This window comes from Staphylococcus saccharolyticus (assembly GCF_900458815.1).
Classification (GTDB): domain Bacteria; phylum Bacillota; class Bacilli; order Staphylococcales; family Staphylococcaceae; genus Staphylococcus; species Staphylococcus saccharolyticus.
This window is the reverse complement of record NZ_UHDZ01000001.1, coordinates 1,994,938-2,020,079: the sequence shown is the minus strand read 5'-3', so window position 1 is coordinate 2,020,079 and position 25,142 is coordinate 1,994,938. Positions and strand designations below refer to the sequence as shown.

The following is a 25,142-nucleotide window of genomic DNA, read 5'->3' as shown; positions in this document are numbered from 1 at the left end:
TATATTTAAAAAGATGGGTTGCTTTTATTTTTTAAAAATAAATAATTTATCTAAATTAGTTAAAAATAGCTAAAAACCGAAAATAATGATTTGAGAGGGTTATCAATGATGAAAGAAAAATATAAATGGTTAGTGATGACTTTAATCATTTTACTCATTATTTCACTAATGTTTATTTTGCACTTGAAAAATCATTATGATAGAGAACATGAGAAACAGCAAGGAAAAGAACATGTACAAGTGAATAATAAAAATGTAAAATTATTTCAAAATATATCATATGGAGAAGGGATTCCAAATAGTAAATTAGACATCATTACGCCTTCAGATATGAGTAATAATACCAAATTATCTGTTATCTTTTGGATGCTTGGTGGAGGATTTATTGCTGGCAATAAGCAATACAAGAATCCTTTATTATCAAAGATTGCAGAACAGGGTTATATTATAGTTAATGTGAATTATGCATTAGCACCACAGTATAAATATCCAACACCTTTAGAACAACTTAATCAAGCAGTCAAGTTTATTAAAAAGAATAAATATGAATTGCCAATTGATTTTAATCAAGTTGTCATTGGAGGAGACTCAGCTGGAGCGCAACTAACAAGTCAGTATGTTGCTGTGCAAACCAATCATCAATTACGCAGTAACATGCATTTTGAACAACAATTAAAACCATCGCAAATTAAAGCGGCAATCTTTTTTGGTGGCTTCTATGATATGAAAACTGTTAGAGCTACGGAATTTCCTGGAATACAATTATTTATGAAAAGTTATACCGGTGCGAACAACTGGGAAAAAAACTTTAAAAATATATCTCAAATGTCTACGATTCATCAAGTGACGTCATCGTATCCACCTACATATTTATCTGTAGGTGATGCTGATCCATTTTATAGTCAAAATGAAGCCTTTTATAAAAGGCTAAAAGCGAAAAATATTCCAGTAGATACATTGTTTTATGATGGTTCTCATCATTTGCATCATCAATATCAGTTCCATTTGGATAAACCAGAGTCAAAAGAAAATATCAAAAAAGTATTGTTATTCTTAAGTAGGAATACATCTTCTTCAGGTGTGAAAAGTGGAGAAACGACAGATAAGAATTCAACCCAATAAACTAACAATAGTGTCTCATTGTATCCATTTGAATAAACTCCATTTAATGATTTACTAGATATGAGGATTAAATGATATAAGTGGTTAAATATAAAAAAAGTCTTTTAGGAGTGACCACATATTAAAAAATACATTTTTTAACTTATATACATCAAAACAGCCAATTCAGTTTCTCATTGAGTTGGCTGTTTTGTATTTGTTGATTGAATTATTAAGTTATCAACGGTTGGATAGGTTGTTGTTATTTAATATTTTAAATATGTGGTAAAATTTACATTGAATGATTGATTAATTTAAAATTTTAGCCATTACAAATTCATTATAATATTGGCCGTTAATAAAAAGCTTGTCTTTGAGTTCTCCTTCAATTTGAAAACCGACACCTTTAAATAATTCAACGGCATCAGCATTTTCCGTTACAACAGTAGCTTCAATACGTCGGATATTATGATTCAAAGACCAGGCTTCTATAGCATTGATTAGCGCTTGTCCAATGCCTTGTTTTTGGTAATATCTTTTTACACCAAGATAGATGACAGCTTCGTGTTGCGTTCGTTCATACGTTTCCGTATTGACGAATACGTAGCCTACAAGTTGCTCATCGCTTTCTGCAACATAAATTGCTTGTGAAGGTGATGTAATATACTTTTCTAGATGTTGGCTCGCAGAAGAGACGGTTGGTGAGTACTCTCCAGGATTATAAAATGTAAATTCTGATTCATCATAAATTTTACTTAATAAATCTATAAAGTTTTCAACGTCTTTAATACTTATCTCACGAATTACGTGTGCCATGAAAACACTCCATTTTTAGTTGAGTCAATTATCTACTTTATTATTATAATACACTTTTTCCCGTTGTGCTTGAAACAGTAATAATTACTAAATAAATGAAATATTAAGGAGTTGATACCTATGAAGCCTAAAGTTTTACTTGCAGGGGGTACTGGTTATATTGGTAAATATTTAAGTAGAGTAATAGAAAATGATGCTGAATTATATGCTCTATCTAAATATCCTAAACCAGATAAAGGTTCAACATATGAAATCACATGGTTAAAGAGTGATATTTATAACTATAAAGATGTCGTTAATGCTATGGCAGGAAAAGATATTGCTGTATATTATTTAGATCCTACTAAAAACTCTGCTAAATTAACTCAAGCGACAGCTCACGATTTGAATCTTATCGCTGCTGATAACTTTGGAAGAGCTGCTACAATTAATAAGATTAAAAAGATCGTCTACATACCTGGTAGTCGTCATGATATAGAAGCAATTGAACGACTTGGAGCTTACGGGATAACAGTTGATTGCACTGAGTTTGAGGTGAAACGACCTCATATTAATGTGGAGTTACAAACATCTAAGTATGATGATGTACGTACAGCTATGAAGATGATTTTTCCAAAAAAATGGACTTTAAATCAACTCGTTGGATATTATAGTCAATGGCTAGACGAAACTAAAGGTACATTTTTACATACTAAAGAGGAAAATAATAATTACATTATTTATCGTAAAAATAGTCATAGACCATTAGCTATATTTAACAAAATACAAACTACCGAAGATATTATCACATTACATCTTGTAGGAGGTAAATTAGTTAAGTCAAATCTAAAAAAGCAAGGAAAATTAGAATTTAGACTTCTTAAGGGGAGCCCATTAGTTATGGTACATTTATATGACTATATTCCTAGATTATTTTGGCCGGTTTATTACTTCTTACAAGCATCTATTCAAGGCCTCTTTATGCGAGGTTTTGAAATTGATTGTAGAATCAAACACTTTCAAGGGCGTGTTCAATCGGGTGAGAAATTTAAATATACAAAATAAACATTAGGTGATTGGTTATGCAAATATTATTGATCGAAGATGATAGTACGTTATTTCAAGAATTAAAAAAAGAACTAGAGCAATGGGATTTTAACGTTACCGGTGTGGAAGATTTTGGCAACGTTATGGATACTTTCGAAAAATTCAACCCTGAAATTGTTATATTAGATATGCAACTACCTAAATACGATGGTTTTTATTGGTGTAGAAAGATGAGACAAGAGTCGAATGTACCGATTCTATTTTTGTCATCTAGAGATAATCCGATGGATCAAGTTATGAGTATGGAACTTGGTGCAGATGATTACATGCAAAAACCATTTTATACAAATGTGTTAATTGCTAAACTTCAAGCTATCTATAGACGTGTATATGAATTTGGGGTTGAGGAGAAACGGACGTTAAGTTGGAAAGATACAGTTGTTGATTTATCAAAAGATAGTATTCAAAAAGAAGATAAAACCATCTTTTTATCTAAAACAGAAATGATTATTTTGGAAATGCTCATTAACAAACGCAATCAGATTGTTACGCGTGATACATTAATCACAGCACTGTGGGATGATGAGGCATTTGTAAGTGATAACACGTTAACAGTTAATGTAAACCGTTTAAGAAAAAAACTTGCTGAAATAGATATGGATGGTGCGATTGAAACTAAAGTAGGTAAAGGATATATGGCACATGAATAATTTTCAATGGTTTTGGTTGTTTGTAAGAACACGTATCAATTGGATATTATGGATAATATTTCTTAACTTAATTATGATAGGTATCGCCTATATTGATTATGATATTTCAGTTGAAAGCGTGTCCTACATTGTTGTCTTAAATCTTGGGTTAAGTGTACTCTTTTTATTATTTACATTTGTAAAAGAAGTGCGTTTATCAAAACATTTTTATAAAAATAAAGAAATTGAAGAAATTAAACATAAAGACTTAGCAGAAACACCATTTCAACAACAAATGGTCGACTATCTTTATCGTCACATTACCATTCAGAAAGATAAGGTCGTTGACCAACAGTTGCGGATTAAAAATCATGAACAAACGATTACAGAATTTGTTCATGATATTAAAACACCTGTGACAGCAATGAAATTACTCATTGATCAAGAAGAAAATAATCAACGTAAACGTGCATTATTATTTGAGTGGTCTCGTATTAATGAAATGTTAGATAAGCAATTATATTTAACGCGTATAGAATCGCAAAATCGAGATATGTACTTTGATTACGTAGAACTTAAACGTATGGTTATTGATGAAATTCAATTGACGCGCCATATTAGCCAAGCAAAAGGTATCGGATTTGATTTAAACTTTGATGCTGTAGGAAAGGTTTATACTGATATTAAATGGTGTCGTATGATGATTAGACAAATTCTTTCTAATTCGCTGAAATATAGTGACAATACAACTATAGATTTATCAGGCTATATGTCTGAACAACATGTAGTGTTAAAAATTAAAGATTATGGTAGGGGGATTAGTAAGAGAGATTTACCACGTATATTTGATAGAGGATTTACATCTACAATTAATCGTAATGATACTGCTTCTTCAGGTATGGGTCTATATCTCGTAAAGAGTGTTAAAGAACAACTGGGCATTGAAGTTAAAGTTGAATCAGTCGTGGGACGAGGGACTACATTTTATTTGATTTTTCCACAGCAAAATGAAATTGTAGCACGCATGTCTAAAGTGACAAGATTGTCATTTTAAACATGCGTTTTGTTACTTACTATTATCACATTTGTAACTTAAAATCGTTATAATAAGAGAGTATAAAAACGATAATATTTACGAAGTCATATTTAGATTTTGACTTGTGTTGGTTCATATAAGTATTTCGAGCGAAGTAAGACAGGAGTGATTATTTGGCGATATTAGAAGTAAAACAATTGTCAAAAATATATGGTAATAAGCAAGCTTCACAAGAAGTATTGAAAGAAATTAATTTAAATGTAGAAGAAGGGGAATTTATTTCAATAATGGGACCTTCTGGGTCAGGAAAAACGACTTTATTAGATGTATTAAGTTCAATCGACTATATGACTAAAGGATCTATTAAATTAAATGGTAAACATCTTGAGAAGTTATCAAATAAACAACTTTCTGAAATAAGAAAAAAAGATATTGGATTTATCTTTCAAGAATATAATATTTTACACACATTAACCGTTAAAGAAAATATTATGTTGCCACTATCAGTTCAAAAAATTGATAAAAAAGAAATGTACCATCGTTATAATCGGATTGTAGATGCATTAAATATTAGTGATATTAGTGATAAATATCCATCTGAACTCTCAGGTGGTCAACGTCAACGAACGTCTGCAGCTCGAGCTTTTATCAATCTTCCCTCGATTATTTTTGCAGATGAACCTACAGGAGCGTTAGACTCAAAAAGCACTCAGGATTTATTAAAAAGATTAAATTATATGAACGAGAATTTTCATACAACGATTGTGATGGTCACACATGATCCAGTTGCTGCTAGCTTTTCAAATCGGGTGATTATGTTAAAAGATGGACAAATTTTTACCGAGATATATCAAGGTGATGATGATAAACAAACATTCTATAAAGAAATTATAAGAACACAAAGTGTACTTGGTGGCGTAAATTATGAGTTTTAATGAAATAATTTTTAAAAATTTTAAACAAAATATTACGCATTATGCTATTTATCTTCTATCACTTATAATCAGTGTGATTCTTTATTTTAGTTTCGTAACTTTAAAGTATGCGCATCATCTTCATGCTAACCAATCCTTTCCTATTATTAAAGAAGGTTTTCAAGTGGGGAGTTATTTTCTTTTTATTATCATTATCGTTTTTCTTCTTTATGCAAATTGTTTATTTATGAAAAGACGCGGTAAAGAGCTGTCATTATTGCAAATCATTGGCTTGACTAGAAAAGATATTATGAAAATGATTATGCTCGAACAATTAATGACGTTTATGATGACTGCTATTATCGGCATCATTTTAGGTATTTTTGGCTCGAAAATACTATTAATGATTGTATTACGGTTACTTGGTATTAATATTAGTGTATCGATTATTTTCAGTTTCCATGCTGTTATAGAAACGTTATTATTAATCATTGTGTCTTACTTACTTGTAGTCATTCAAAGTTATATTTTTATTCGTAAACGTTCGATTACAGAATTAGCTTCAGACATAACTAGAAAAGAAGTGAATCAAACTCGAATTACAATTAGCGAAGTGATTTTAGGGTTATTGGGTATTGTTATGATTGTTAGCGGTTATACAATGTCCACTAAATTAGTTGATAACGTTGAAACAGTACTCCAACCTTTTGTTATTTTATTTCTCACTGTATTAGGTTCGTATTTCTTCTTTAGAAGTACAGTATCATTAATATTTAAAACAGCACAACGGTTAAGAAATGGGATAGTTAGTGTAACAGACGTTATGTTTACATCGCCGATTATTTATCGTATAAAGAAAAATGCTTTTTCATTGACCGTAATGACTGTTGTTTCGGCTATAACAGTGTCAGTACTGTGCTTTGCTGCATTAAGCCGTAGCACATTGACAAATGAAGTATTACTTAGCTCACCACATGATGTGACCTTAAAAATTCAAAAGCAAGCGAATCAATTAGCTTTTAAATTGAATAATAACAATATTGAGCATTACTACAATTATAAAGAAGTTGTTTATGTCAAATTATATAAAGATCATCTATTTACTGAGGGAGCTTCTAGACCTAATCATATTGCTGTGACAAGTGATAAATATATCCCGAATGTCGATCTCAATAGAGGACAAACGGATGTTATTGTACCAAGAGGAGTTATTAAAGATATTGTTAAAGTAGATAAAAAAGGATCTACATATATTAGTACTAAAAATTATCGATTGAAAGTTAGATTAAGAAGAAGTATTAATAAAGTTTATTTTATGTCTGATGTAGATTTAGGTGGGGCAACATTAGTATTAAATGATGTCGATTACCAAACTCTTCGTAATCATTCAAAAAGTAAAAATATTATTTCACAGTATGGCTTTGATATTAAAAACAAACAGGATCTACCAGAATTAGAAAATATAGTACAAAGTATAAATAAAAATATAGAAACACGAAGCGAAGCAGCAAGTGAAATATCAAGTTTGACAGGCATTTTATTATTTGTAACTTCATTTTTAGGGATTACGTTTTTAATCGCAGCTGGTTGTATCATTTATATCAAACAGATTGATGAAACCGAAGATGAATTAGAGAATTACACTATTCTTCGTAAACTTGGCTTTACACATCAAGATATGTCGAAAGGATTAAAACTTAAAGTCATTTTTAACTTTGGCTTGCCATTGATTATTGCTTTATTACATGGTTATTTTGCATCACTTGCTTATATGAATTTAATGGGGGTCACAAACCAAATACCAATATTTATAGTTATGACTGTGTATTCTGCTATTTATGCTGTATTTGCAATTATAGGATATAATCATTCAAAACGGACAATTAGACATTCAATATAATTATTATAATTTAAAGAAATAGACGTATTGTAGGCACTGATTGAATGAAATTGTAAGATAAGGTACTTAAATGGAATGACTTAATCATCATTTAAGTACCTTTTTTATATGGATAATAATTATTAGGCATTAACTCGTAATGTAAACTTACAATGATTTATAAAAGTGCTTAGTCCATAGTTATTTTTAAATTGTAGTTCATTAATTGATGATTTATCGATATGTGATTGGTTAGGGAATGAAGGTCAAAACAGTTATGTAAAAATTAAGTTTCTTGTTTGTTAAGAATTTGTAAATATAATTGTAGTTATGTAAATTTTGTGATATTTTCGAGTAGGGACAAAACGTTATATTTGAGAACATCAACCAACTTATGCTTTATAATAAATTTACATATTTTTTACAATAACAGAATGGTCTATAACTTTATTCGATAATTGTAAATAAGTTGCTCAACTACTTGTCTTATGAAATAAAAATTTATAGATGTGATTGGTGACAATCGCTCAAAATGGAGGATTTTTGAATGTTTAGTAAGAAAAAGGATAAGTTCATGGTTCAATTAGAAGAAATGGTATTCAACTTAGATCGTGCAGCAATTGAATTCGGCAAAATGGATTTTAACACGCACCTAGATTTAAAAGCTTATTCTGATAGTATTAAAACATATGAGTCACATGGTGATGAATTAATGCATCAAGTTATCACTGACTTAAATCAAACGTTTATTACACCAATCGAACGTGAAGATATCTTATCTTTATGTAATGCAATAGACGATGTTTTAGATGCAATGGAAGAAACGTCTGCTATGTTTGAAATGTATTCTATTGAATATACAGATGAATATATGGCAGAATTTGTTGAAAATATACAAAAGGCAGTCGCGGAAATGAAATTAGCTGTAGGTTTATTAGTAGACAAAAAGTTATCTCATATGCGTATACATTCTATTAATATCAAAGAATTTGAAACAAACTGTGACGGTATCTTAAGACAGTCAATGAAACATATCTTCAATAGTGAAACGGATTCAATCACATTAATTAAAATTAAAGATATTTATCAAAGCATGGAAGAAATAGCAGATAAGTGTCAAACAGTTGCTAATAATTTTGAAACTATAATCATGAAAAATAGCTAAAGGAGTCCTCATTTATGTCATATATTTTAATCGTCACGATAGCTATAGTTATATTTTCATTAGTATTTGACTTTATCAATGGTTTCCATGACACTGCCAATGCTGTTGCAACTGCGGTTTCTACAAGAGCCTTAACACCAAGAAGAGCTATTTTGTTAGCGGCAATTATGAACTTTGTTGGTGCTTTAACATTTACAGGTGTTGCTGGAACCATTACGAAAGATATCGTTGATCCATTCAAGTTACAACACGGTTTAGTGGTAGTTCTAGCTGCTATTCTTGCAGCAATTATTTGGAATTTAGTCACTTGGTTATATGGTATTCCAAGTTCATCATCACATGCGTTAATTGGGTCTATTGCTGGTGCAGCTATAGCATCTCAAGGATCTTTTGCTGTTTTACATTATCAAGGTTTTACAAAAATAATTATAGTGTTAATTATTTCGCCTATTATCGCATTCTGTGTTGGTTTCATTATGTACTCTATCGTTAAGATTGTGTTTAAAAATTCTAATTTAACACGCGCGAATCGTAATTTTAGATTTTTCCAAGTTTTTACTGCAGCATTACAATCATTTTCACATGGTACAAATGATGCTCAGAAATCAATGGGGATTATCACTTTAGCCTTAATTGTAGGTAACTTACAAGATGGTTCAAGTGTTGAGCCACACATGTGGGTAAAAATCGCTTGTGCAACAGCTATGGGGTTAGGTACGGCTGTAGGTGGTTGGAAAATCATCAAAACAGTTGGTGGTAATATCATGAAGATTCGTCCTGCCAATGGTGCTGCTGCTGACCTTTCTTCAGCACTTACAATTTTCGTAGCGTCATCGTTACATTTCCCATTATCAACTACGCATGTTGTGTCTTCATCTATTCTAGGTGTAGGGGCTTCAAACCGTGCAAAAGGTGTTAAATGGAGCACGGCACAGCGAATGGTTATTACATGGGTTATTACATTACCAATTTCTGCGGTATTAGCAGGTATTATTTATTTTATTCTTCATCTATTCTTAAAATAAAGATATAACATATATCACAATAAGCTATAATAGATTATGTTATATAACTAAATAAAATGCCACTCAATAAAGTTTGAAATCATCAACCATGGAGTGGCTTCTTTTATGTTTAGAACATATTGATGATTTTTAAACTTTTAAACACGTATACTAAAGAGAAAAGTACGAATAAAAAATACCGACAAGGAAGGATAGAGTTCCTTGTCGGTACTATTTTTGTATATTAATTAATGAATATATGCATATAAAGATATTTCTGAAGCTGGAATTGTACGATAATCTGTGTTATAAGGTCCGTTTGTATAATTCATTTCAGAAATTAAAATACTACCATCGGCATTGACACGTTCAACATAAGCAACATGTCCATAAGGACCAGGTGTGCTTTGCATGATTGAACCAACAGCAGGGGAATTGTTTACTTGGTATCCATCATTTGATGCATTAGATGCCCAATATTTAGCATCTGACCAGTAAGTACTAATTGGTTTACCAGCTTGTGAACGTCTGTCAAAAACATACCATGTACATTGACCAGAAGTATATAAATTTTGATGGTTGAATGTAGGTGAATTATAATTGCTACCGGTTTGAGTAGCAACATCACCTGAACCTGAACCAGATCCACCATTAGGAATAGTAAGTTGTTGGTTAGGCATAATTAAATAACCATTTAAATTGTTGGCTTTCATTAAAGCGTCAACTGATACACCATATTTATTCGCAATGATATTTAAAGATTCTCCAGCTTGAACAGTGTGTGAGGAAGCTGAACCAGAAGAAGTGTTTGAACTAGAACTTTGTGAACCACTTCTACCTACATTAATAACTTGTCCTGGGAACACCATATTATTATTTAAATTATTGTTTTGCTTAATGCTATCTACTGAAGTATTGTACTTTTGAGCAATACTCCATAAAGATTCTCCTGACTGAACTTTATGTTGTGTAGAAGCTTCAGCATCATGATGAGATAGAACTGCTGCTGCACCTGAAGCGGCTGTTATTGCAAAGGCTAACTTTTTCAAAGTAACTCCTCCTTATTTGTATAAATAAATTACTATGTTTTATTATGTAGACAATTGTCCCCACAAGTTTCCTACAATAATCCTAACTTTTTTACATTACTACTACGTACCCCATACTAACAAAAATAATTGTGTTTGTGTGCTTTGTTATTATCTTGTAATATTGTTAACATTTAGTGTTAACGAAATCTATTACGCTTAAAACTTGATACTACAGCATTTCAAAGGGGTGATTAATTAATGATGATTTAAGAAAATTATATAAATTGTAACAATATCACGGTTAAGTTCATAAAATTTTCGAAAACTTCTGTATATTTAGAATTTAATAACTAAATACTTTTGAAATTTCAAATAATATTGTAAACTTTTATTTGTTAATATTTTTTATTTTGAAAAGGAGTTACTCTTATGTCGCATACACCACAACATGTAAATGATACGAACAGTCAATCAGAGGCTAAACATCAATCTCATGCATATGGAAAAGTGTGGCTATTCTTTATGTATTATTGGATTATCTTTGGCATTGGGTGCTACTTTGGTCAATTTGTCCCCATGTCATTGAGGAAACCTTTATCAATTGGGCTGTTAGTCTTATTATTAGCTACTTTATTTATTAAGCACGCAAGCACGCACGTAAATATGGATTAATCATTTCTTATATTTATACTATTGTGATTGGCTTACTTTCTTATGCATTGTTTACGACGTACTTACAGAATTTAGGTGCGGAAGTTTTTTATAAAAATATTTTACTTGCTATAGGTGCTTTTATTGCTTTTGGAATCATAGGGTACTTCTTGATTAATGATGCATCTAGTATGGGCAAATATCTATTTGTAACATTAATTGCACTTATTATTGCAAGTTTAATTGGTACTTTTATTCATAATCCAGTGTTTCATACAATTATTACAGTCATCAGTTTTTTATTATTTTTACTTTATACGTTATACGATTTTAATAGGATGAAAAGAGGTCAATTCTCAGCTAGAGAAATGGGATTTAATTTGTTTATCAATTTATTAAATATAATACAAGATACGCTTAGTTTAGCTAATCGCTTTAAAAATTAAGTAGTTAAACATATAATAATATGGTATTCAAGATGTGGTCGTGTTCCTCTGCAATGAGAACGTTTTAAGTCTTAAACGTTTTTATCTTAGGACTGTTTTCACAACACATCTTTTTTATATACGTTATAATTAGATGGAATAGATACATAAAAAATAAATGATTATATATTTATTTGTTCTTTTGATGCATTTTTCATATTGTGTTAAATTGTTGATTGTTATAAGTGAACGACAGTAAGTTTTAAAGGTTATTTAAATTAGGGAAAGAGGTAAAGATATGACAAATTCCTGTTTGCATATACTTGCTAAAGATGAATACGCTACTACTCGATGTCAGGATGGATTAATATTGTTTTGTCCTATAGAGGGAAGTATGCATTTTCAGCAATTCAGAAAACACAGAACGTTAACGGATGAATTATACATTGTTAATAATATGGATGTGTTTGGAATCAATGATAACGGGATTACTCTAGAAATCTATATTTCGAGTGATTGGTTTACAGAATTAGGGTACTCTTTCTTCGATTACCACTATACTGCTGACTTAATTAAATCTGTAAATGAAATCAAAGATTTAATAGCACAATTTGCACTTAACTATCTTGATGACAATGTGGATAAAGAACTTGAAATCATAAATGAAATAGTTCATTTGCTTGAAAAAGAGGCTAGTATTGATAAAAAAATAGCTGAAGATCAATACATGTATGCTTTTTATGGGGATTTAAAGGATGAGCTAGATTATATATATAATCACATAAGTGAAAGATTAACGTTAAAGGACATCTCTAATAAGTTATACATATCTAAATCTAATTTATCTTCACAATTTCATCTTTTGTTAGGAATGGGTTTTAAGAAATATGTGGATACATTAAAGATAAGTAAGTCTATAGAAATGCTACTTACCTCAAATAAAACAATTAGTGAAATAAGTGCTACCTTAGGTTTTAGCAATGCTTCAACGTACTCGAAACAATTTAAAAATTATTTGAGTGTAACACCTAATGAGTACCGTACAATGAAAAAATATAATAAGTGCAATGGTTGTTCAGATGACGAGATATCTCACCAACTCAAAGAGTATTTAAAAAAATTAATATGCTCAGTGATGCCTCATAACATATTAAATACATATGATGAAATTATTATAGGAGAATATCATTCTAAAGGAGCTTCTACGTTTCATTCAGTAATTCAAATTAATTCAATAAAAGAAATAAAACTATTATTTTTAGAAGGGTTATTTCGAAAAATAGGTATCAAAGATTCAAATGTTATCTTTTGCATCATGCCACATTTAGCACATTATAGTCACAAATTAACTCAGGATGAAAAGATTGAGATTAGTAAGGTAATTATTGAAAATCATTTACATGTTGCATTTAATGTTGAAAACATTGAGAGAATTAATAAGTTAAATCAAAGTTTTTCACATGCACTCGAACAATTAAAAAAGGCTAATAAAAACTTAGTGACCCACTATAATGTTCAATTTATTTTTAATTTAAATGAAAAAGGAATTAGGGAAATCTATCGTAATTTACTAAAAATGCAAAACTTACAAATCAATTATAAAATAGGACTAGATATAACCTGTATGTTAGATAACCCAGTTCAATTTAAAACACTAGAATTACAAATTAAGAGATTAAAGTTCGACTATCTTTATATAGATAATGCACGTTTAGCTTCTCCTTATTTACTTGATAATAATGAAGGGTTACTTTTAAAAAATATTTTGCAACTTGAAAATGTTTTAGATCACTTAAACCAGTTTGATTTTAACAATGAGCAGTTAATGTTTTTAAATTTAGTCAATCATCAGCTACTGAATAACGAAGAAATAGATTTAAGTAATAGTGCACCTTTGTTATATCGTTCTGTAGCTAAGCTAAAAGATAATTTTGCAGGTTTTGGATTAAATTTATTTTCACATCCTGATTTATTTAATGCTGTACATTTATTCGATAAAAATGGTTTTAAAATAACATTTGGTCTTGTGTTTAATGATTTAAGTTGGATGATGAATCAAACTAAAGTTGAACAACGATTTTATAATATCACTGAAGATACTGATCGTTATTTATTATATCTATTTGATTGGCGTGTAATTGAAAGTGAGTCTAGTGTTGATGATTTTAATGATGTAGATGTCTATATTAATTTTGATAATAAAAGTTTAACGGATGAGTATATCTGCGTTATTGCGAAGATAGATGATGAAAGTGGTAATATCAATCACATTATTTCCCCAGAATTACGTAGTAAATATAAATGGTCAACACCGTTTCTAATGAAAGTTGAAGATAATTTTAGGCCTTATGTAAAGATTATAGGGCATGATTTTAGAAAGAGTCCATTGAAAGTGAGCTTAAAATATAATGCTGTTTATCTTATTAAAATCTATAAGCAAGATAACGTATTTAAAATGCGTAGCACAACTTAAATTGTGTTTGTTCGTAATTTTGACAAACGATTAAAAACAAATATCAAAGACAAGCCTTTGTATATTTAAGATAATGATATTATACATTGTCTACTTATATTTGGAGGTGCATGTCTTGAATGAACAAAAATTAAATAAGCTACTAGAATTTTACAAACATTACAAAGCGTTATCAGGATATATAGATAAAGAATATAAGTTGACATTAAATGATCTTGCTGTACTATATTTAGCCAAAAAGTATTGCTTTGAAGAACAGGTACTAATGCAATCGTTTTTAAAAACGGCTATTAGTGAATTAGACTTAAGTAGAACTAAACTTTTAGTATCGATTCGTAGATTAATTGATAAAGATAAACTCAGCAAAGTAAGGTCAACCAAAGATGAAAGGAAAATTTTCCTATATATGAATGAAGATAACGTTACAAAGTTTAATGCTTTATTTGAAGATGTTGAAAAATTCTTAAGTCATTAATTAAGGGAGTGTCGATATTTTTTAAAGTTTTATCGACACTTAATAAAATTAAAACAATATGTCTAAAAAGTTTGCTGTCGTCAGAAAAGTGTCTTTGATGACAGTTTTTTTATGTAATAATTAAAAAGTCAGTTGAAATTTATAGAAACATTAAGGTGTTTAAAAGATTGATATAGCAATGGTTTGCCACAGCTGATGAGATTTTACAAACGTTCTAGCTAAATATATAATATAGAACATAGATGACGAAAGTGAGATGACAATATGGGACGTAAATGGAACAACATTAAAGAGAAAAAAGCCCAAAAAGATAAAAATACAAGTAGAATATATGCCAAATTTGGTAAAGAGATATATGTAGCAGCAAAATCAGGTGAACCCAATCCAGATTCAAATCAAGCATTAAGATTAGTGTTAGAACGTGCTAAAACATATTCGGTACCTAATCATATTATCGATAGAGCCATTGGTAAAGCTAAAGGTGCTGGCGAAGAGAATTATGATCATTTAAGATATGAAGGATTTGGTCCAAGCGGGTCAATGTTAATTGTCGACGCTTTAACTAATAATGTAAATCGTACGGCATCAGATGTGCGTGCGGCTTTTGGTAAAAATGGTGGAAACATGGGCGTATCAGGTTCAGTCGCGTATTTGTTTGACCATACAGCAACATTTGGTGTTGAAGGTAAATCGGTAGATGACGTTTTAGAAACGCTAATGGAACAAGATATTGATGTTAGAGATGTTGTTGACGATGATGGTTTAACAATTGTATATGCTGAACCAGATCAATTTGCACAAGTTCAAGATGCACTACGCGAAGCAGGTGTTGAAGAATTTAAAGTAGCTGAATTTGAAATGTTACCTCAAACTGATATTGAATTATCTGAAGATGATCAAGCGACTTTTGAAAAATTAGTTGATGCACTTGAGGATTTAGAAGATGTTCAAAATGTATTCCATAATGTTGATTTAAAATAATGATGACAGCTAACGAATGGATTCAACAACTGGAATTAGTTGCACATCCTGAAAGCGGATACTTTAAAGAAACGATTCGAGACGATAGCCAAGGAAGAGCTGCATTTAGTAGTATTTATTTTCTATTAACACATCATGATATATCACACTTTCAAAGAATCGATGCAGATGAAGTATGGTATTATCATGCTGGCCAGACGTTAACGATTCATATGATAACAACTAAAGGCAAATATCATACTGTTAAATTAGGTAGAGATATAAAGCGCGATGATTTCTTACAATATTGTGTACCTAAAGGGACTATTTTTGCTTCCTCTTCAGATGGAACAGAAAGATATAGTCTTGTAGGATGTATGTGTCAACCAGGATTTGAATATGAGCATTTTGAACTTTTGACACAAGAATACTTGAATCATCAATATCCTCAATTTAAAAGGGTAATAAAAAGATTAGCTATATCCCAAGCCGATTAAACGAATGTACTTATTAAATAGGAGCCGATGTTTTAAAACATCGGCTCCTTTATTTAAATTAGTGCGTAAGACTTATTGAATTAACTCACTTTTTTAAATAACACGTGATTTTCAAGATGTACGTGTTGATGTGTTTGACGTTCTACGTTTTGTAGTTTTTGATAAACAAGTTTCCAAGTTCCACACGCTTCTTCAGGTGGTTGGTAATCAGATGTGATTTGATTCATAAGACGTAATAATTGTCCCGCCTCATTGTGGTCAGTAATTAAATCTTCTGAAATGATGTTTATGTCTTGTACATCTTGTCATTGGCTATACTGAATTAATTTGGGAAAGTCTTTTTCATCTTCTTTACATATATGTTCTAACATAGTTTCTCGAAATTGATGATATACGTCTTGTACTTTTAATAAATATGGATGACGAGTACCATGTACTTTTGCTAATTTAGTCACGTAAGGCGTAAGATTTTTAAATTCTTCTCTAAGTGTTTCGTGATAAGCTGATTGTATATACTGAATAAGTGATTCAACATTTAAAAATTTAGGGTTAATTGTACTATTGCTTTCTGCAATATCTATATTATTCAACTTATTTAATAAAGAATTTAAGTCAGTATTTAGTTTATGATTGACAGCAGAAGCAATACTTTCTTGACCACCACAACAAAAATCTATTTCAGCATGTCTAAATATATCTGCACTTTTAGGATAATCTATTACAACATCGGCAACAATATCTTCTTTTTTAATCATAATAACCCTCCTTAAATTTCAGTATAATTGAAAATTAAAATATTGAATCAATCATAAAGATAAACTTCATAAAATATTCAATAATTTTAAAAAAGTTTACAATTCATAAATTCATCCTTTGAAATTAAGTATGATTCCTACCATAATTAAAAAAGAGGGAGGAATGAATCATGCTAACTGAACAAGAGCAAGATATAATCAAACAAACTGTACCATTATTACAAGATAAAGGAACTGAAATTACTTTAATTTTCTATCCGAAGATGTTTAAAGCTCACCCAGAGTTATTAAATATGTTTAACCAAACAAACCAAAAGAAAGGTATGCAATCTACAGCATTAGCACAAGCGGTTTTAGCTGCAGCAATGAATATCAATAATCTAGGTGCAATTAAACCAGCAATTATGCCTGTAGCACATAAACACTGTGCTTTACAAGTGTATCCGGAACATTATCCAATCGTAGGAGAAAATTTACTAGCCGCAATTCAAGATGTGACAGGTTTAGAAAGTGATGACCCAGTTATTCAAACATGGGCAAAAGCATATGGTGATATAGCAGATGTATTTATCAAATTAGAGCAAGATATTTACGACCAAATGTTATGGAAAGGTTTTAAACCATTTAAAATCACAAATATCACACAAGAAACAAGTGATATCAAATCTTTCACTGTTGAATCTAATGATTATGATCTAAGTCAATTCGAACCAGGTCAATACATCACCGTAGATGTTTCTAGTGAAAAGTTACCATACAGAGCTAAACGTCATTATTCAATTGTAGATGGAGACGATAATCACTTAGTATTTGGTGTGAAACGAGATGTGACTACTGAACATGAGGGTGAAGTTTCAACAATTTTACATGATGAAATATCAGAAGGTGACATGATTAATTTATCTGCTCCTGTTGGTGGTTTTTCAATAGAAAATACAGAAAGACCTCAATTGTTTATTGGTTCAGGTGTAGGTATGACACCATTAGTTTCAATGTATAAAAAAGCGTCTTTATTAAATATTCCAACCCAAATGATTCAAGCGGTTGTAACTGAAGATGAACGTCCATTTGCTCAAAAACTAAATGATATTACAGCAAACCATGAACAAGCTCATTTACATTTACATGTAAATGATAAAGAAGGCTATTTAGAAACTAAAGAATTAGAACAATATTTAAGTGAACAACCAGAAATTTATATTTGTGGTGGTACAAGTTTCTTACATTCAATTATAAATTCTCTTAAAGAATTAAATTACGATATGAATCATGTTCATTTCGAAACATTTATTCCACGTTTAAGTGTTCAAGTTTAATTTTAAAGAAGGTCATACAATGAAAATAAATACAAGATATGTCAAAGTATTTTTTCTTTATATAGTAAGTACGTTTATTTCTGGTCGTCTAACAACTGATAAAGCCTTGTGCAAATCATTGATGCAAGGTATTTTAGGCTACGGTTTATTTGCTTTAGGTTTAAAGTACTTAACTATTAAGAAAAAACGACATCAAGCCCAATAGAGTTTTAAATAATTGTCTCATCATTAATAAAATTTATATTCTAACAAGTAACGAGTGACAGAGTTAATGACTTTGTCACTCGTTACTTGATTTTTTGTACTTACATCTATTTTTTATAAAATTTCAGTATGCATATATCAAAACATAGTATTTCTATCTATTTTAAGTAAAATACATCAATCTATAGTAAAATAGTTTTAATGATTTAATGAGCACATTTATGTAAGCGTCATTTATCTAAGACATAAGATGACATTAATAAACCAGTTTAATATAATAAAAGCAAGGAGTTGGTGACTGTGAAAGTAAAATATATAGACAAACGTCACTGGCGTCGCCTGATAGAGAGAGAATATACAGAGGTTAAAGTTAATAATAATAGATTTAAAGGTATTATAGGCTTGGTCACGATGAAAAAGGTTCGTGAGCCTTTAGAGGTGACGGTAGTTGGACAAAACATAATAGTCGCAGATGACAATTATAAATGGTTACAAATACTACCAGAAAAAAAGCGATATAGTATAACTGTTATGTTTGATAATATGGGGAATCCGCTAGAATATTATTTCGATATTAATATAAAGAATATTACTCAAAAGGGAAACGCACGAACAATAGATTTATGTTTGGATGTCCTCGTACTACCTAATGGAGAGTACGAACTGGTTGATGAAGATGATTTAATGTACGCATTGCAAAATAAACAAATTTCTAAAAAGCAATACCACGAAGCTTACATTATAGCCCATCAACTAATGATTGAAATTGAAGAAAACTTTTCCGAACTCCAAGAAAAAGTGATGCACTGTTACAATAAGATTAATCGTAAAGCTCAAAAGATGAAGTACAAACGGCCTTTTAAATCAAAACCTAAACACAAATAGCGCCGACATTAAATATAATTTAAAGTAAAAATTTAGTTAGAATAAAAGATTATTAAAGCTAAAAATCATAGCAAAGATTGTAGATCAGATATAATAGGGGGACGCTATGAAAATAGATGATTACCGTTTACTCATAACATTAGATGAAACAAAAACTTTGCGAAAAGCAGCAGAAATATTATATATATCGCAACCAGCTGTAACTCAACGATTAAAAGCAATAGAAAGTTCTTTTGGAGTTGAAATATTTATACGTACTAAGAAGCAACTGATTACCACAACAGAAGGTGCAATGATTATTGAGCATGCGAGAGATATGTTAAAGCGAGAACGGTTATTTTTTGATAAAATGCAAGCGCATATTGGTGAGGTTAACGGCACAATTTCAATAGGGTGTTCATCTCTTATTGGACAAACATTGTTACCTGAAGTGTTGAGTCTTTATAACACTCAATTTCCTAATGTAGAAATACAAGTACAGGTAGGTTCCACTGAACAAATTAAAGCAAATCATCGAGATTATCATGTAATGATTACACGTGGTAATAAAGTAATGAACTTAACTAACATACATCTATTCAACGATGAGCATTATTTCATTTATCCAAAAGATCGTAAAGAAGAAGTGACAAAATTACCATTTATTGAATTTCAAGCTGATCCTATTTATATCAATCAAATAAAGCAATGGTATAACGACAATTTAGGACTAGATTATCATGCAACAATCACTGTCGATCAAGTTGCTACATGTAAAGAAATGTTATTGAGTGGTGTAGGTGTCACGATATTACCAGAAATTATGATGAAAAATATTGATAAAAATATGTTTGAATTTGAGAAAGTAAAGATTGATAAAGAATCACTTATCCGGTCGACATATATGAGTTACGACGCGAGTATGCTACAACTTCCTCAAGTTGATTCTTTTGTTAATTTAATGTTGAATTTTATATGATAATTTGATGCAATGAGAAACGCCATTTGATACGTTTTTTGATAGAATAATACAAAGCAATTTTTAAGATAGAATAGAGGTTGACACGATGTTTACAGCGTTATTACAAATAAAGAACTACAAATTATTTGTTGTAAATATGTTATTACTTGGTATGGGCATAGCTGTTACAGTACCTTTCTTAGTTTTATTTGCTACAAAAGATTTAGGTATGACCACAACACAATACGGTGTCTTACTAGCGCTGGCTGCAATAAGTCAGTTTACAGTTAATTCAATCATAGCTAGATTTTCCGATACTCATAATATCAATAGGAAAGTATTAATTATCACTGCATTATTGATGGGTGCAATTAGTTTTTCAATATACTTTTATATTCATCAGATATGGTTATTTATCATTTTGTATGCCTTATTCCAAGGTTTATTTGCGCCTGCGATGCCTCAATTATATGCTTCAGCAAGAGAATCGATTAACATTTCTAGTTCCAAAGATCGAGCAAAGTTTGCAAATACTGTGTTGCGTTCTATGTTTTCACTAGGATTTTTATTTGGACCTTTCATAGGTTCACAATTAATTGAATTAAAAGGGTATTCGGGTTTATTTGGTGGAACAGTAGCAATTATTTTGTTTACATTAATTTTGCAAGTATTCTTTTATAAAAATTTACCAATTGAAAATCAAATATCTGATCAACAACATGTTGAAAAGTCAGCACCCAATATGTTTAAAGATCAATCACTATTTATACCATTTATCGCATTTATTCTATTGCACATTGGTCAATGGATGTACACAATGAATATGCCATTATTTGTAACTGATTACTTACATGAAAAAGATAGCTATGTAGGATACTTAGCTAGTTTATGCGCAGGGTTGGAAGTACCATTTATGGTCATATTAGGTATTTTATCTGCTAAATTATCTACTCGAGCGCTACTTATTACAGGTTCGATATTTGGCGGAGCGTTTTACTTTAGTATAGGCATTTTTAAAAGCTTTTATATGATGCTAGTAGGACAAGTTTGTTTAGCCATCTTTTTGGCTATACTATTGGGACTAGGTATTAGTTATTTTCAAGATATTTTGCCTGATTTACCAGGTTATGCTTCTACACTTTTTGCTAATGCTATGGTGATAGGGCAATTGTGTGGGAATTTATTAGGTGGTGCAATGAGTCACTGGGTTGGTTTGGAAAATGTATTCTTTGTTTCAGCAAGCTCAATTTTATTAGGCATGATATTGATATTTTTCACGAAAGACCAAAAAATTACTAAAGAAGATGTGGAGTAGATAAAAATGACAGTAGTATTGTGGGTGCTTATCATCTTAGCATTTATCTTAGCCTTTGTTGGTTTAATTAAACCTATCATTCCATCATTATTAATGTTATGGGTAGGTTTTTTAATTTATAAAATTGGGTTTCATGATGGTCGTTTATCATGGGTGTTTTATGTTGCGGTGACTATTTTCACAATTTTTATTCTAATCGCAGATTTTGTGATGAATAAGTATTTTGTTAGTCGTTTTGGTGGTACTAAAATTGGGGAGTATATCGCACTTATCGGAGTTATAGTGGGGTGCTTTGTCTTTCCGCCATTTGGCATCATTATCGTTCCATTTGTTGCTGTATTTATTGTTGAATTAATTCAAGGATTTGACATTGTGCATGCTTTTAAAGTAAGTTTTGGCTCGGTGATAGCCTTTTTAGCAAGTAGCGTAGCTCAAGGAATAATTATGTTTATAATGGTAGTATGGTTTGTTGTGGATATATTTTTAATAAATTAAATTAAAAGACTTACCCTTGGTTGAAGTGTTCTAAGAGTAAGTCTTTTTTAAATCCGTGTATTAGCTATCTCTATTATAGAAATAATGATTAACATAAAAAGCAATGGGTGTGATAATCATAGCAATAATGATGAAAGTCCAGTTACTTACATTAATATAAGGGCCAAAAGCTAAAAATGATTGCGGTATAAAAAATACGTAGAAGAGCGCGACGACTAAGAGTAAAGCTATTATTCCATATGTTAACCACCATATCCAATAGGAGTTATTAAAGCATTGAAGTTGTATGGTCTTAAAACTCATCCATATGAATAAGAAAATAATAAAAAGTCCAATAACAACAGTAATTGGAAATGTATAGAAATATAAAAAGTTACTATCTCCACCTATAAAAAAACCAATTAATCCTTTTAAGAAACAGAAGATACCTATTAAAAAGATAAAATTATGAGTGATATATTTAAAAATATTTTTAAATGTTTCATTTGGGAGTGCTTTAATTTCCTTTTTGGCATGCGCTTTAGGATCATGATCAAAGAATTCCATTGCCAGCATTCCAGTATCTTCAGCGCGAATTAAATGTTTTAAAGTGTGATTAAGCATAAGTTCTGAATCATGTGGATTAACACTTAAGTCGGCACGCACGTAAGTCATGTAATTTTCGAATATTTCGCGATCAGTATTATTAAGACGTAGCGATTTTGCATTATTCTCTTTTGTTAATTGCGCTGTCGATTTCATGATAATTCCGTGCTCCTTCATTCTCTATAAAAAATAAGAGTGAAACTGCAAAGTTATAAAGTGATATAAGTGACATGTTAATATGACTAATCATATCATAGAACTGCAACAAATTTCATTAGCAACAGAGGTGACTTAATATTGAGATGTGTTTCTCTTAAAGATAACAAGTGGATTAATGAAATCACATCAGTACATGAGAATTTGATTGCTGAAGATGGGTTGAATTATCAAGTAATCGCAACATCCATTACTTTAAGATATGAAATGATTATCGTAAGATTAAAATATACAAATGATAAGATAGTGGTATGTGAAGGTAATAGTTGATTCAAAGGATTTATTTGGGGACATTATGAATCACAAATGAAAGTTGTACAAATAGAAGTGTTATATGTTGTGCCAAAGTATAGAAAGCAGGGGATTGAAACTCAGTTAAAACGTTATCTTGAAATATGGGCTAAAGATGTTGGAGCAATAGCAATAGAGGTTACTGTGAGAAATAATAATGATAATATGATAGCGCTCAATCAAAAGTTAGGTTATCAAACGGCGCATCTTAAAATGACTAAAAATTTATAGGTAAAAAATGATTAAATTAAAAAAGCATGTTAAAATAAATTGTATTTATAAGTACATACAAAGGAGTCTATCATGAAAAAATGGTTAGCTTTACTCTTAGCCTCAACTTTAATGTTAACAGCATGTGGTAAAAGTAACGAAAAAGTTTCTTTAGAAAAAAGCATTGATCAATTAGAGAAAGAGAATAAAGATTTAAAAAAACAAAAGAAAGATTTACAAGATCAGAAAGATAAACTTAAAGATAAACAAGATAGTCTTCAAAAGGATGTGAATGAATTACCATCTGAAGATTCATCAAGTAAATCTTCCAAAGACAATCAAAAGAGTGATTCCAATTCTAGTAAAGACAATCAATTAAACAAGGCATCAACACATAATTCAGAACAATCATCAACCATCAAACAAAAATGCTAAGAGTAATTCAGCAAATCAAAGTATTAGTACTAATAATCAATCTCATTAATACATATCATAAACTCGAACGTTTGATGGGACTTTGATAAGGGTATGGTTATTGATAAATTAGGATTAAATAGTATTAATAAATGATAAGTGTGAATTTAAAATAAAGTAAGATGGTGAATATCTCACATCTTTAAGAGGAGAGATGAACGATGCATGAACAAGATTTTGATATTTTAGAAGGTAAAAAGTTAACCCTTCCTGAACTAGGTCGTGAGTTAGAAAATATTACTGGTCGTACAATTGTAAATTCAACGAGTGAAATAAAACGTGTGATTGCACATTTACCAAATTTTGAGTCAGGTACAGATACTTTTGTTGCAACATATCACTTAAATAACCAAAATGATTTTATTGATGCAACATTTACAGCACCAAAAGACCAACGTGATTGTCTTAAAGAAATTCCAGTACATGTTGAATTAATTAGTTATATTTCTAAAGATTAGGCTATTATTTTTATAAGTATTGATTATTTAGCGCGGTTTGAGTTGAGTTAAAAACTTCATAACGCGTTAATTTTATATTAAAATATAGACAAAATAAGCATTTTCGGTAAAATGGAGTGTTTAACATGGTAGTTTATATTGAAACTGAACGTTTGAGATTGAGAGATTGGGAAGATAAAGATTTATTACCTTTTCAAAAAATGAACGCTAACCCCCAAGTACGCAGATATTTTCCTAGTTTACTGAGTTATCGTCGGTCAGAGATAGATATGCAAAGGATGGATGATATTTTAAAAGAAAAAGGTGTTGGTTTATTTGCTGTAGAACTTAAGGAAACGGGAGAATGGCTAGGTTTTATTGGTGTGAATTACATACCTAAAGGTAGTAAATATCCTTTTAAAGAATTGCCATTCTATGAAATAGGTTGGAGATTAATACCTGAAGTATGGGGAAATGGCATAGCAACAGAAGGCGCAAAAGCTGTAATAAAATATGCTAAAGAAAAAGGAATTACAGAAATTTATAGTTTTACTTCTGAGAACAATTTACCTTCTAGGAAAGTCATGGAAAAAATTGGAATGACTTTCTTAGATAACTTCGAATTCCCAAACCTAAGTAAATACCATCCCCTCAAACGACATGTTAGATATTATATAGAACTACTTCCTTCACAAAGTGAAGGTGAGTAGTTCTTACGCAATCATGAGTGATACAGAAATTTTTAGCTTATCAGTTCAACTATCAGCTATTAAAAGAATTGATTTAGAATTTTATGGAAAAACATTGATTACGATGTATTACCTTCGTAAGTGCGATTAATTTTAGTTATTAAGCTTAAAATTTAACCGTTTAAATA

The 25,142-nt window shown here is 30.3% G+C and carries 26 protein-coding genes and 2 pseudogenes; 24 read left to right on the top strand and 4 right to left on the bottom strand.

All coding sequences use genetic code 11. The annotated features are described in order from the left end of the window. The first annotated feature begins 108 nt into the window (after window positions 1-108). Complete coding sequence (locus tag DYE57_RS09895) at window positions 109-1,122, top strand: alpha/beta hydrolase (protein ID WP_115314142.1); 1,014 nt, start codon at window positions 109-111, stop codon at window positions 1,120-1,122. A gap of 288 nt (window positions 1,123-1,410) precedes the next feature. Here the strand turns inward: DYE57_RS09895 and DYE57_RS09890 are convergent, their stop codons facing one another. Further along, window positions 1,411-1,917 (bottom strand): GNAT family N-acetyltransferase, encoded by a 507-nt coding sequence (locus DYE57_RS09890; protein WP_115313877.1) that lies wholly within the window; start codon window positions 1,915-1,917, stop codon window positions 1,411-1,413. A gap of 120 nt (window positions 1,918-2,037) precedes the next feature. Here DYE57_RS09890 and graX point away from each other — a divergent pair, with 120 nt between their 5' ends. The 7 genes from graX to DYE57_RS09855 all read left to right on the top strand — a co-directional run bounded on the left by graX (window position 2,038) and on the right by DYE57_RS09855 (window position 9,651). Beyond that, on the top strand, window positions 2,038-2,961 hold the full coding sequence (graX, locus tag DYE57_RS09885) for an auxiliary protein GraX/ApsX (protein ID WP_115313876.1): 924 nt from the start codon (window positions 2,038-2,040) through the stop codon (window positions 2,959-2,961). Window positions 2,962-2,978: 17 nt separating this feature from the next. Beyond that, window positions 2,979-3,653 carry a response regulator transcription factor GraR/ApsR gene (gene graR / locus DYE57_RS09880; RefSeq protein WP_115313875.1) on the top strand — a complete coding sequence of 225 codons (675 nt, stop codon included), beginning with the start codon at window positions 2,979-2,981 and terminating at the stop codon, window positions 3,651-3,653. Next, the gene (gene graS, locus DYE57_RS09875; RefSeq protein WP_115313874.1) at window positions 3,646-4,686 is read left to right on the top strand and encodes a histidine kinase GraS/ApsS; all 1,041 of its coding nucleotides are present in this window, start codon (window positions 3,646-3,648) and stop codon (window positions 4,684-4,686) included. Before graR ends, graS begins: the two co-directional genes overlap by 8 nt. A gap of 155 nt (window positions 4,687-4,841) precedes the next feature. Then, a complete protein-coding gene (gene vraF, locus DYE57_RS09870; RefSeq protein ID WP_115313873.1) occupies window positions 4,842-5,603 on the top strand; it encodes an ABC transporter ATP-binding protein VraF in 762 nt (253 codons plus the stop codon). After that, window positions 5,593-7,482, top strand: a complete 1,890-nt coding sequence (locus DYE57_RS09865) for an FtsX-like permease family protein (protein WP_115313872.1) — start codon at window positions 5,593-5,595, stop codon at window positions 7,480-7,482. The genes vraF and DYE57_RS09865 overlap by 11 nt, the downstream gene beginning before the upstream one ends. 526 nt (window positions 7,483-8,008) lie before the next feature. Continuing rightward, complete coding sequence (locus tag DYE57_RS09860; RefSeq protein ID WP_115313871.1) at window positions 8,009-8,626, top strand: DUF47 domain-containing protein; 618 nt, start codon at window positions 8,009-8,011, stop codon at window positions 8,624-8,626. A gap of 14 nt (window positions 8,627-8,640) precedes the next feature. After that, entirely contained in the window at window positions 8,641-9,651 is a 1,011-nt protein-coding gene (locus tag DYE57_RS09855) for an inorganic phosphate transporter (protein ID WP_115313870.1), read from the top strand. A gap of 227 nt (window positions 9,652-9,878) precedes the next feature. Here DYE57_RS09855 and DYE57_RS09850 read toward each other — a convergent pair whose 3' ends face one another. Then, window positions 9,879-10,679 carry a LysM peptidoglycan-binding domain-containing protein gene (locus DYE57_RS09850; RefSeq protein WP_115313869.1) on the bottom strand — a complete coding sequence of 267 codons (801 nt, stop codon included), beginning with the start codon at window positions 10,677-10,679 and terminating at the stop codon, window positions 9,879-9,881. A 411-nt stretch (window positions 10,680-11,090) separates the two neighbouring features. On the opposite strand from DYE57_RS09850, the pseudogene DYE57_RS09845 reads away from it, so the two are divergent. The 5 genes and pseudogenes from DYE57_RS09845 (at window position 11,091) to DYE57_RS09825 (ending at window position 16,142) form a co-directional block, all read left to right on the top strand. Continuing rightward, window positions 11,091-11,758 (top strand): annotated as a pseudogene (locus DYE57_RS09845) (Bax inhibitor-1/YccA family protein). Window positions 11,759-12,035: 277 nt separating this feature from the next. Next, window positions 12,036-14,210 (top strand): helix-turn-helix transcriptional regulator, encoded by a 2,175-nt coding sequence (locus DYE57_RS09840; protein ID WP_115313868.1) that lies wholly within the window; start codon window positions 12,036-12,038, stop codon window positions 14,208-14,210. A 115-nt stretch (window positions 14,211-14,325) separates the two neighbouring features. Further along, on the top strand, window positions 14,326-14,685 hold the full coding sequence (locus DYE57_RS09835; RefSeq protein ID WP_115313867.1) for a transcriptional regulator, SarA/Rot family: 360 nt from the start codon (window positions 14,326-14,328) through the stop codon (window positions 14,683-14,685). Window positions 14,686-14,949: 264 nt separating this feature from the next. Beyond that, a complete protein-coding gene (locus DYE57_RS09830) occupies window positions 14,950-15,666 on the top strand; it encodes a YebC/PmpR family DNA-binding transcriptional regulator (protein ID WP_115313866.1) in 717 nt (238 codons plus the stop codon). After that, on the top strand, window positions 15,666-16,142 hold the full coding sequence (locus tag DYE57_RS09825) for a cupin domain-containing protein (protein WP_115313865.1): 477 nt from the start codon (window positions 15,666-15,668) through the stop codon (window positions 16,140-16,142). The genes DYE57_RS09830 and DYE57_RS09825 overlap by 1 nt, the downstream gene beginning before the upstream one ends. A gap of 80 nt (window positions 16,143-16,222) precedes the next feature. Here DYE57_RS09825 and scdA read toward each other — a convergent pair. Then, a pseudogene (gene scdA / locus DYE57_RS09815) lies at window positions 16,223-16,897 on the bottom strand (iron-sulfur cluster repair di-iron protein ScdA). A gap of 170 nt (window positions 16,898-17,067) precedes the next feature. Here scdA and DYE57_RS09810 point away from each other — a divergent pair. The 6 genes from DYE57_RS09810 to DYE57_RS09785 all read left to right on the top strand — a co-directional run bounded on the left by DYE57_RS09810 (window position 17,068) and on the right by DYE57_RS09785 (window position 22,052). Further along, the gene (locus DYE57_RS09810; RefSeq protein ID WP_115313862.1) at window positions 17,068-18,213 is read left to right on the top strand and encodes a globin domain-containing protein; all 1,146 of its coding nucleotides are present in this window, start codon (window positions 17,068-17,070) and stop codon (window positions 18,211-18,213) included. Window positions 18,214-18,232: 19 nt separating this feature from the next. Next, a complete protein-coding gene (locus tag DYE57_RS09805; RefSeq protein WP_115313861.1) occupies window positions 18,233-18,418 on the top strand; it encodes a hypothetical protein in 186 nt (61 codons plus the stop codon). A 299-nt stretch (window positions 18,419-18,717) separates the two neighbouring features. Next, window positions 18,718-19,302, top strand: coding sequence for a ribonuclease FAU-1 family protein (locus DYE57_RS09800; RefSeq protein WP_165417909.1), 585 nt, complete (start codon window positions 18,718-18,720; stop codon window positions 19,300-19,302). Between the two features lie 106 nt (window positions 19,303-19,408). Continuing rightward, window positions 19,409-20,260, top strand: coding sequence for a LysR family transcriptional regulator (locus DYE57_RS09795; RefSeq protein WP_115313859.1), 852 nt, complete (start codon window positions 19,409-19,411; stop codon window positions 20,258-20,260). An 88-nt stretch (window positions 20,261-20,348) separates the two neighbouring features. Further along, window positions 20,349-21,557: a sugar efflux transporter gene (locus DYE57_RS09790; protein ID WP_115313858.1), complete on the top strand. Its 1,209-nt coding sequence runs from the start codon at window positions 20,349-20,351 to the stop codon at window positions 21,555-21,557. Between the two features lie 6 nt (window positions 21,558-21,563). Beyond that, on the top strand, window positions 21,564-22,052 hold the full coding sequence (locus DYE57_RS09785) for a DUF456 domain-containing protein (protein WP_115313857.1): 489 nt from the start codon (window positions 21,564-21,566) through the stop codon (window positions 22,050-22,052). Between the two features lie 60 nt (window positions 22,053-22,112). On the opposite strand, the gene DYE57_RS09780 is transcribed toward DYE57_RS09785, so the two are convergent. After that, window positions 22,113-22,793: a DUF1129 family protein gene (locus tag DYE57_RS09780; protein ID WP_115313856.1), complete on the bottom strand. Its 681-nt coding sequence runs from the start codon at window positions 22,791-22,793 to the stop codon at window positions 22,113-22,115. Window positions 22,794-22,934: 141 nt separating this feature from the next. On the opposite strand from DYE57_RS09780, the gene DYE57_RS12445 reads away from it, so the two are divergent. The 5 genes from DYE57_RS12445 (at window position 22,935) to DYE57_RS09760 (ending at window position 24,975) form a co-directional block, all read left to right on the top strand. After that, a complete protein-coding gene (locus tag DYE57_RS12445) occupies window positions 22,935-23,123 on the top strand; it encodes a hypothetical protein (protein WP_232619652.1) in 189 nt (62 codons plus the stop codon). Between the two features lie 12 nt (window positions 23,124-23,135). Next, window positions 23,136-23,375, top strand: a complete 240-nt coding sequence (locus tag DYE57_RS12440; RefSeq protein WP_256728393.1) for a GNAT family N-acetyltransferase — start codon at window positions 23,136-23,138, stop codon at window positions 23,373-23,375. A gap of 72 nt (window positions 23,376-23,447) precedes the next feature. Continuing rightward, window positions 23,448-23,789, top strand: a complete 342-nt coding sequence (locus DYE57_RS09770; RefSeq protein WP_115313855.1) for an SA0632 family lipoprotein — start codon at window positions 23,448-23,450, stop codon at window positions 23,787-23,789. Between the two features lie 200 nt (window positions 23,790-23,989). Continuing rightward, window positions 23,990-24,286, top strand: coding sequence for a hypothetical protein (locus tag DYE57_RS09765; RefSeq protein ID WP_115313854.1), 297 nt, complete (start codon window positions 23,990-23,992; stop codon window positions 24,284-24,286). Window positions 24,287-24,411: 125 nt separating this feature from the next. Further along, window positions 24,412-24,975, top strand: a complete 564-nt coding sequence (locus DYE57_RS09760; RefSeq protein WP_115313853.1) for a GNAT family N-acetyltransferase — start codon at window positions 24,412-24,414, stop codon at window positions 24,973-24,975. Window positions 24,976-25,142: the final 167 nt, after the last annotated feature.

Coding starts and splice junctions, on each gene's coding strand:
- graR (WP_115313875.1), top strand. CDS start 2,979: ATGCAAATATTATTGATCGAAGATGATAGTACGTTATTTCAAGAATTA.
- DYE57_RS09785 (WP_115313857.1), top strand. CDS start 21,564: ATGACAGTAGTATTGTGGGTGCTTATCATCTTAGCATTTATCTTAGCC.
- DYE57_RS09795 (WP_115313859.1), top strand. CDS start 19,409: ATGAAAATAGATGATTACCGTTTACTCATAACATTAGATGAAACAAAA.
- DYE57_RS09890 (WP_115313877.1), bottom strand. CDS start 1,917: ATGGCACACGTAATTCGTGAGATAAGTATTAAAGACGTTGAAAACTTT.
- DYE57_RS09810 (WP_115313862.1), top strand. CDS start 17,068: ATGCTAACTGAACAAGAGCAAGATATAATCAAACAAACTGTACCATTA.
- DYE57_RS09895 (WP_115314142.1), top strand. CDS start 109: ATGAAAGAAAAATATAAATGGTTAGTGATGACTTTAATCATTTTACTC.
- graS (WP_115313874.1), top strand. CDS start 3,646: ATGAATAATTTTCAATGGTTTTGGTTGTTTGTAAGAACACGTATCAAT.
- DYE57_RS09860 (WP_115313871.1), top strand. CDS start 8,009: ATGTTTAGTAAGAAAAAGGATAAGTTCATGGTTCAATTAGAAGAAATG.
- DYE57_RS09840 (WP_115313868.1), top strand. CDS start 12,036: ATGACAAATTCCTGTTTGCATATACTTGCTAAAGATGAATACGCTACT.
- DYE57_RS09855 (WP_115313870.1), top strand. CDS start 8,641: ATGTCATATATTTTAATCGTCACGATAGCTATAGTTATATTTTCATTA.
- graX (WP_115313876.1), top strand. CDS start 2,038: ATGAAGCCTAAAGTTTTACTTGCAGGGGGTACTGGTTATATTGGTAAA.
- DYE57_RS09780 (WP_115313856.1), bottom strand. CDS start 22,793: ATGAAATCGACAGCGCAATTAACAAAAGAGAATAATGCAAAATCGCTA.
- DYE57_RS09805 (WP_115313861.1), top strand. CDS start 18,233: ATGAAAATAAATACAAGATATGTCAAAGTATTTTTTCTTTATATAGTA.
- DYE57_RS09825 (WP_115313865.1), top strand. CDS start 15,666: ATGATGACAGCTAACGAATGGATTCAACAACTGGAATTAGTTGCACAT.
- DYE57_RS09760 (WP_115313853.1), top strand. CDS start 24,412: ATGGTAGTTTATATTGAAACTGAACGTTTGAGATTGAGAGATTGGGAA.
- DYE57_RS09770 (WP_115313855.1), top strand. CDS start 23,448: ATGAAAAAATGGTTAGCTTTACTCTTAGCCTCAACTTTAATGTTAACA.
- DYE57_RS09790 (WP_115313858.1), top strand. CDS start 20,349: ATGTTTACAGCGTTATTACAAATAAAGAACTACAAATTATTTGTTGTA.
- DYE57_RS09765 (WP_115313854.1), top strand. CDS start 23,990: ATGCATGAACAAGATTTTGATATTTTAGAAGGTAAAAAGTTAACCCTT.
- DYE57_RS09830 (WP_115313866.1), top strand. CDS start 14,950: ATGGGACGTAAATGGAACAACATTAAAGAGAAAAAAGCCCAAAAAGAT.
- DYE57_RS09865 (WP_115313872.1), top strand. CDS start 5,593: ATGAGTTTTAATGAAATAATTTTTAAAAATTTTAAACAAAATATTACG.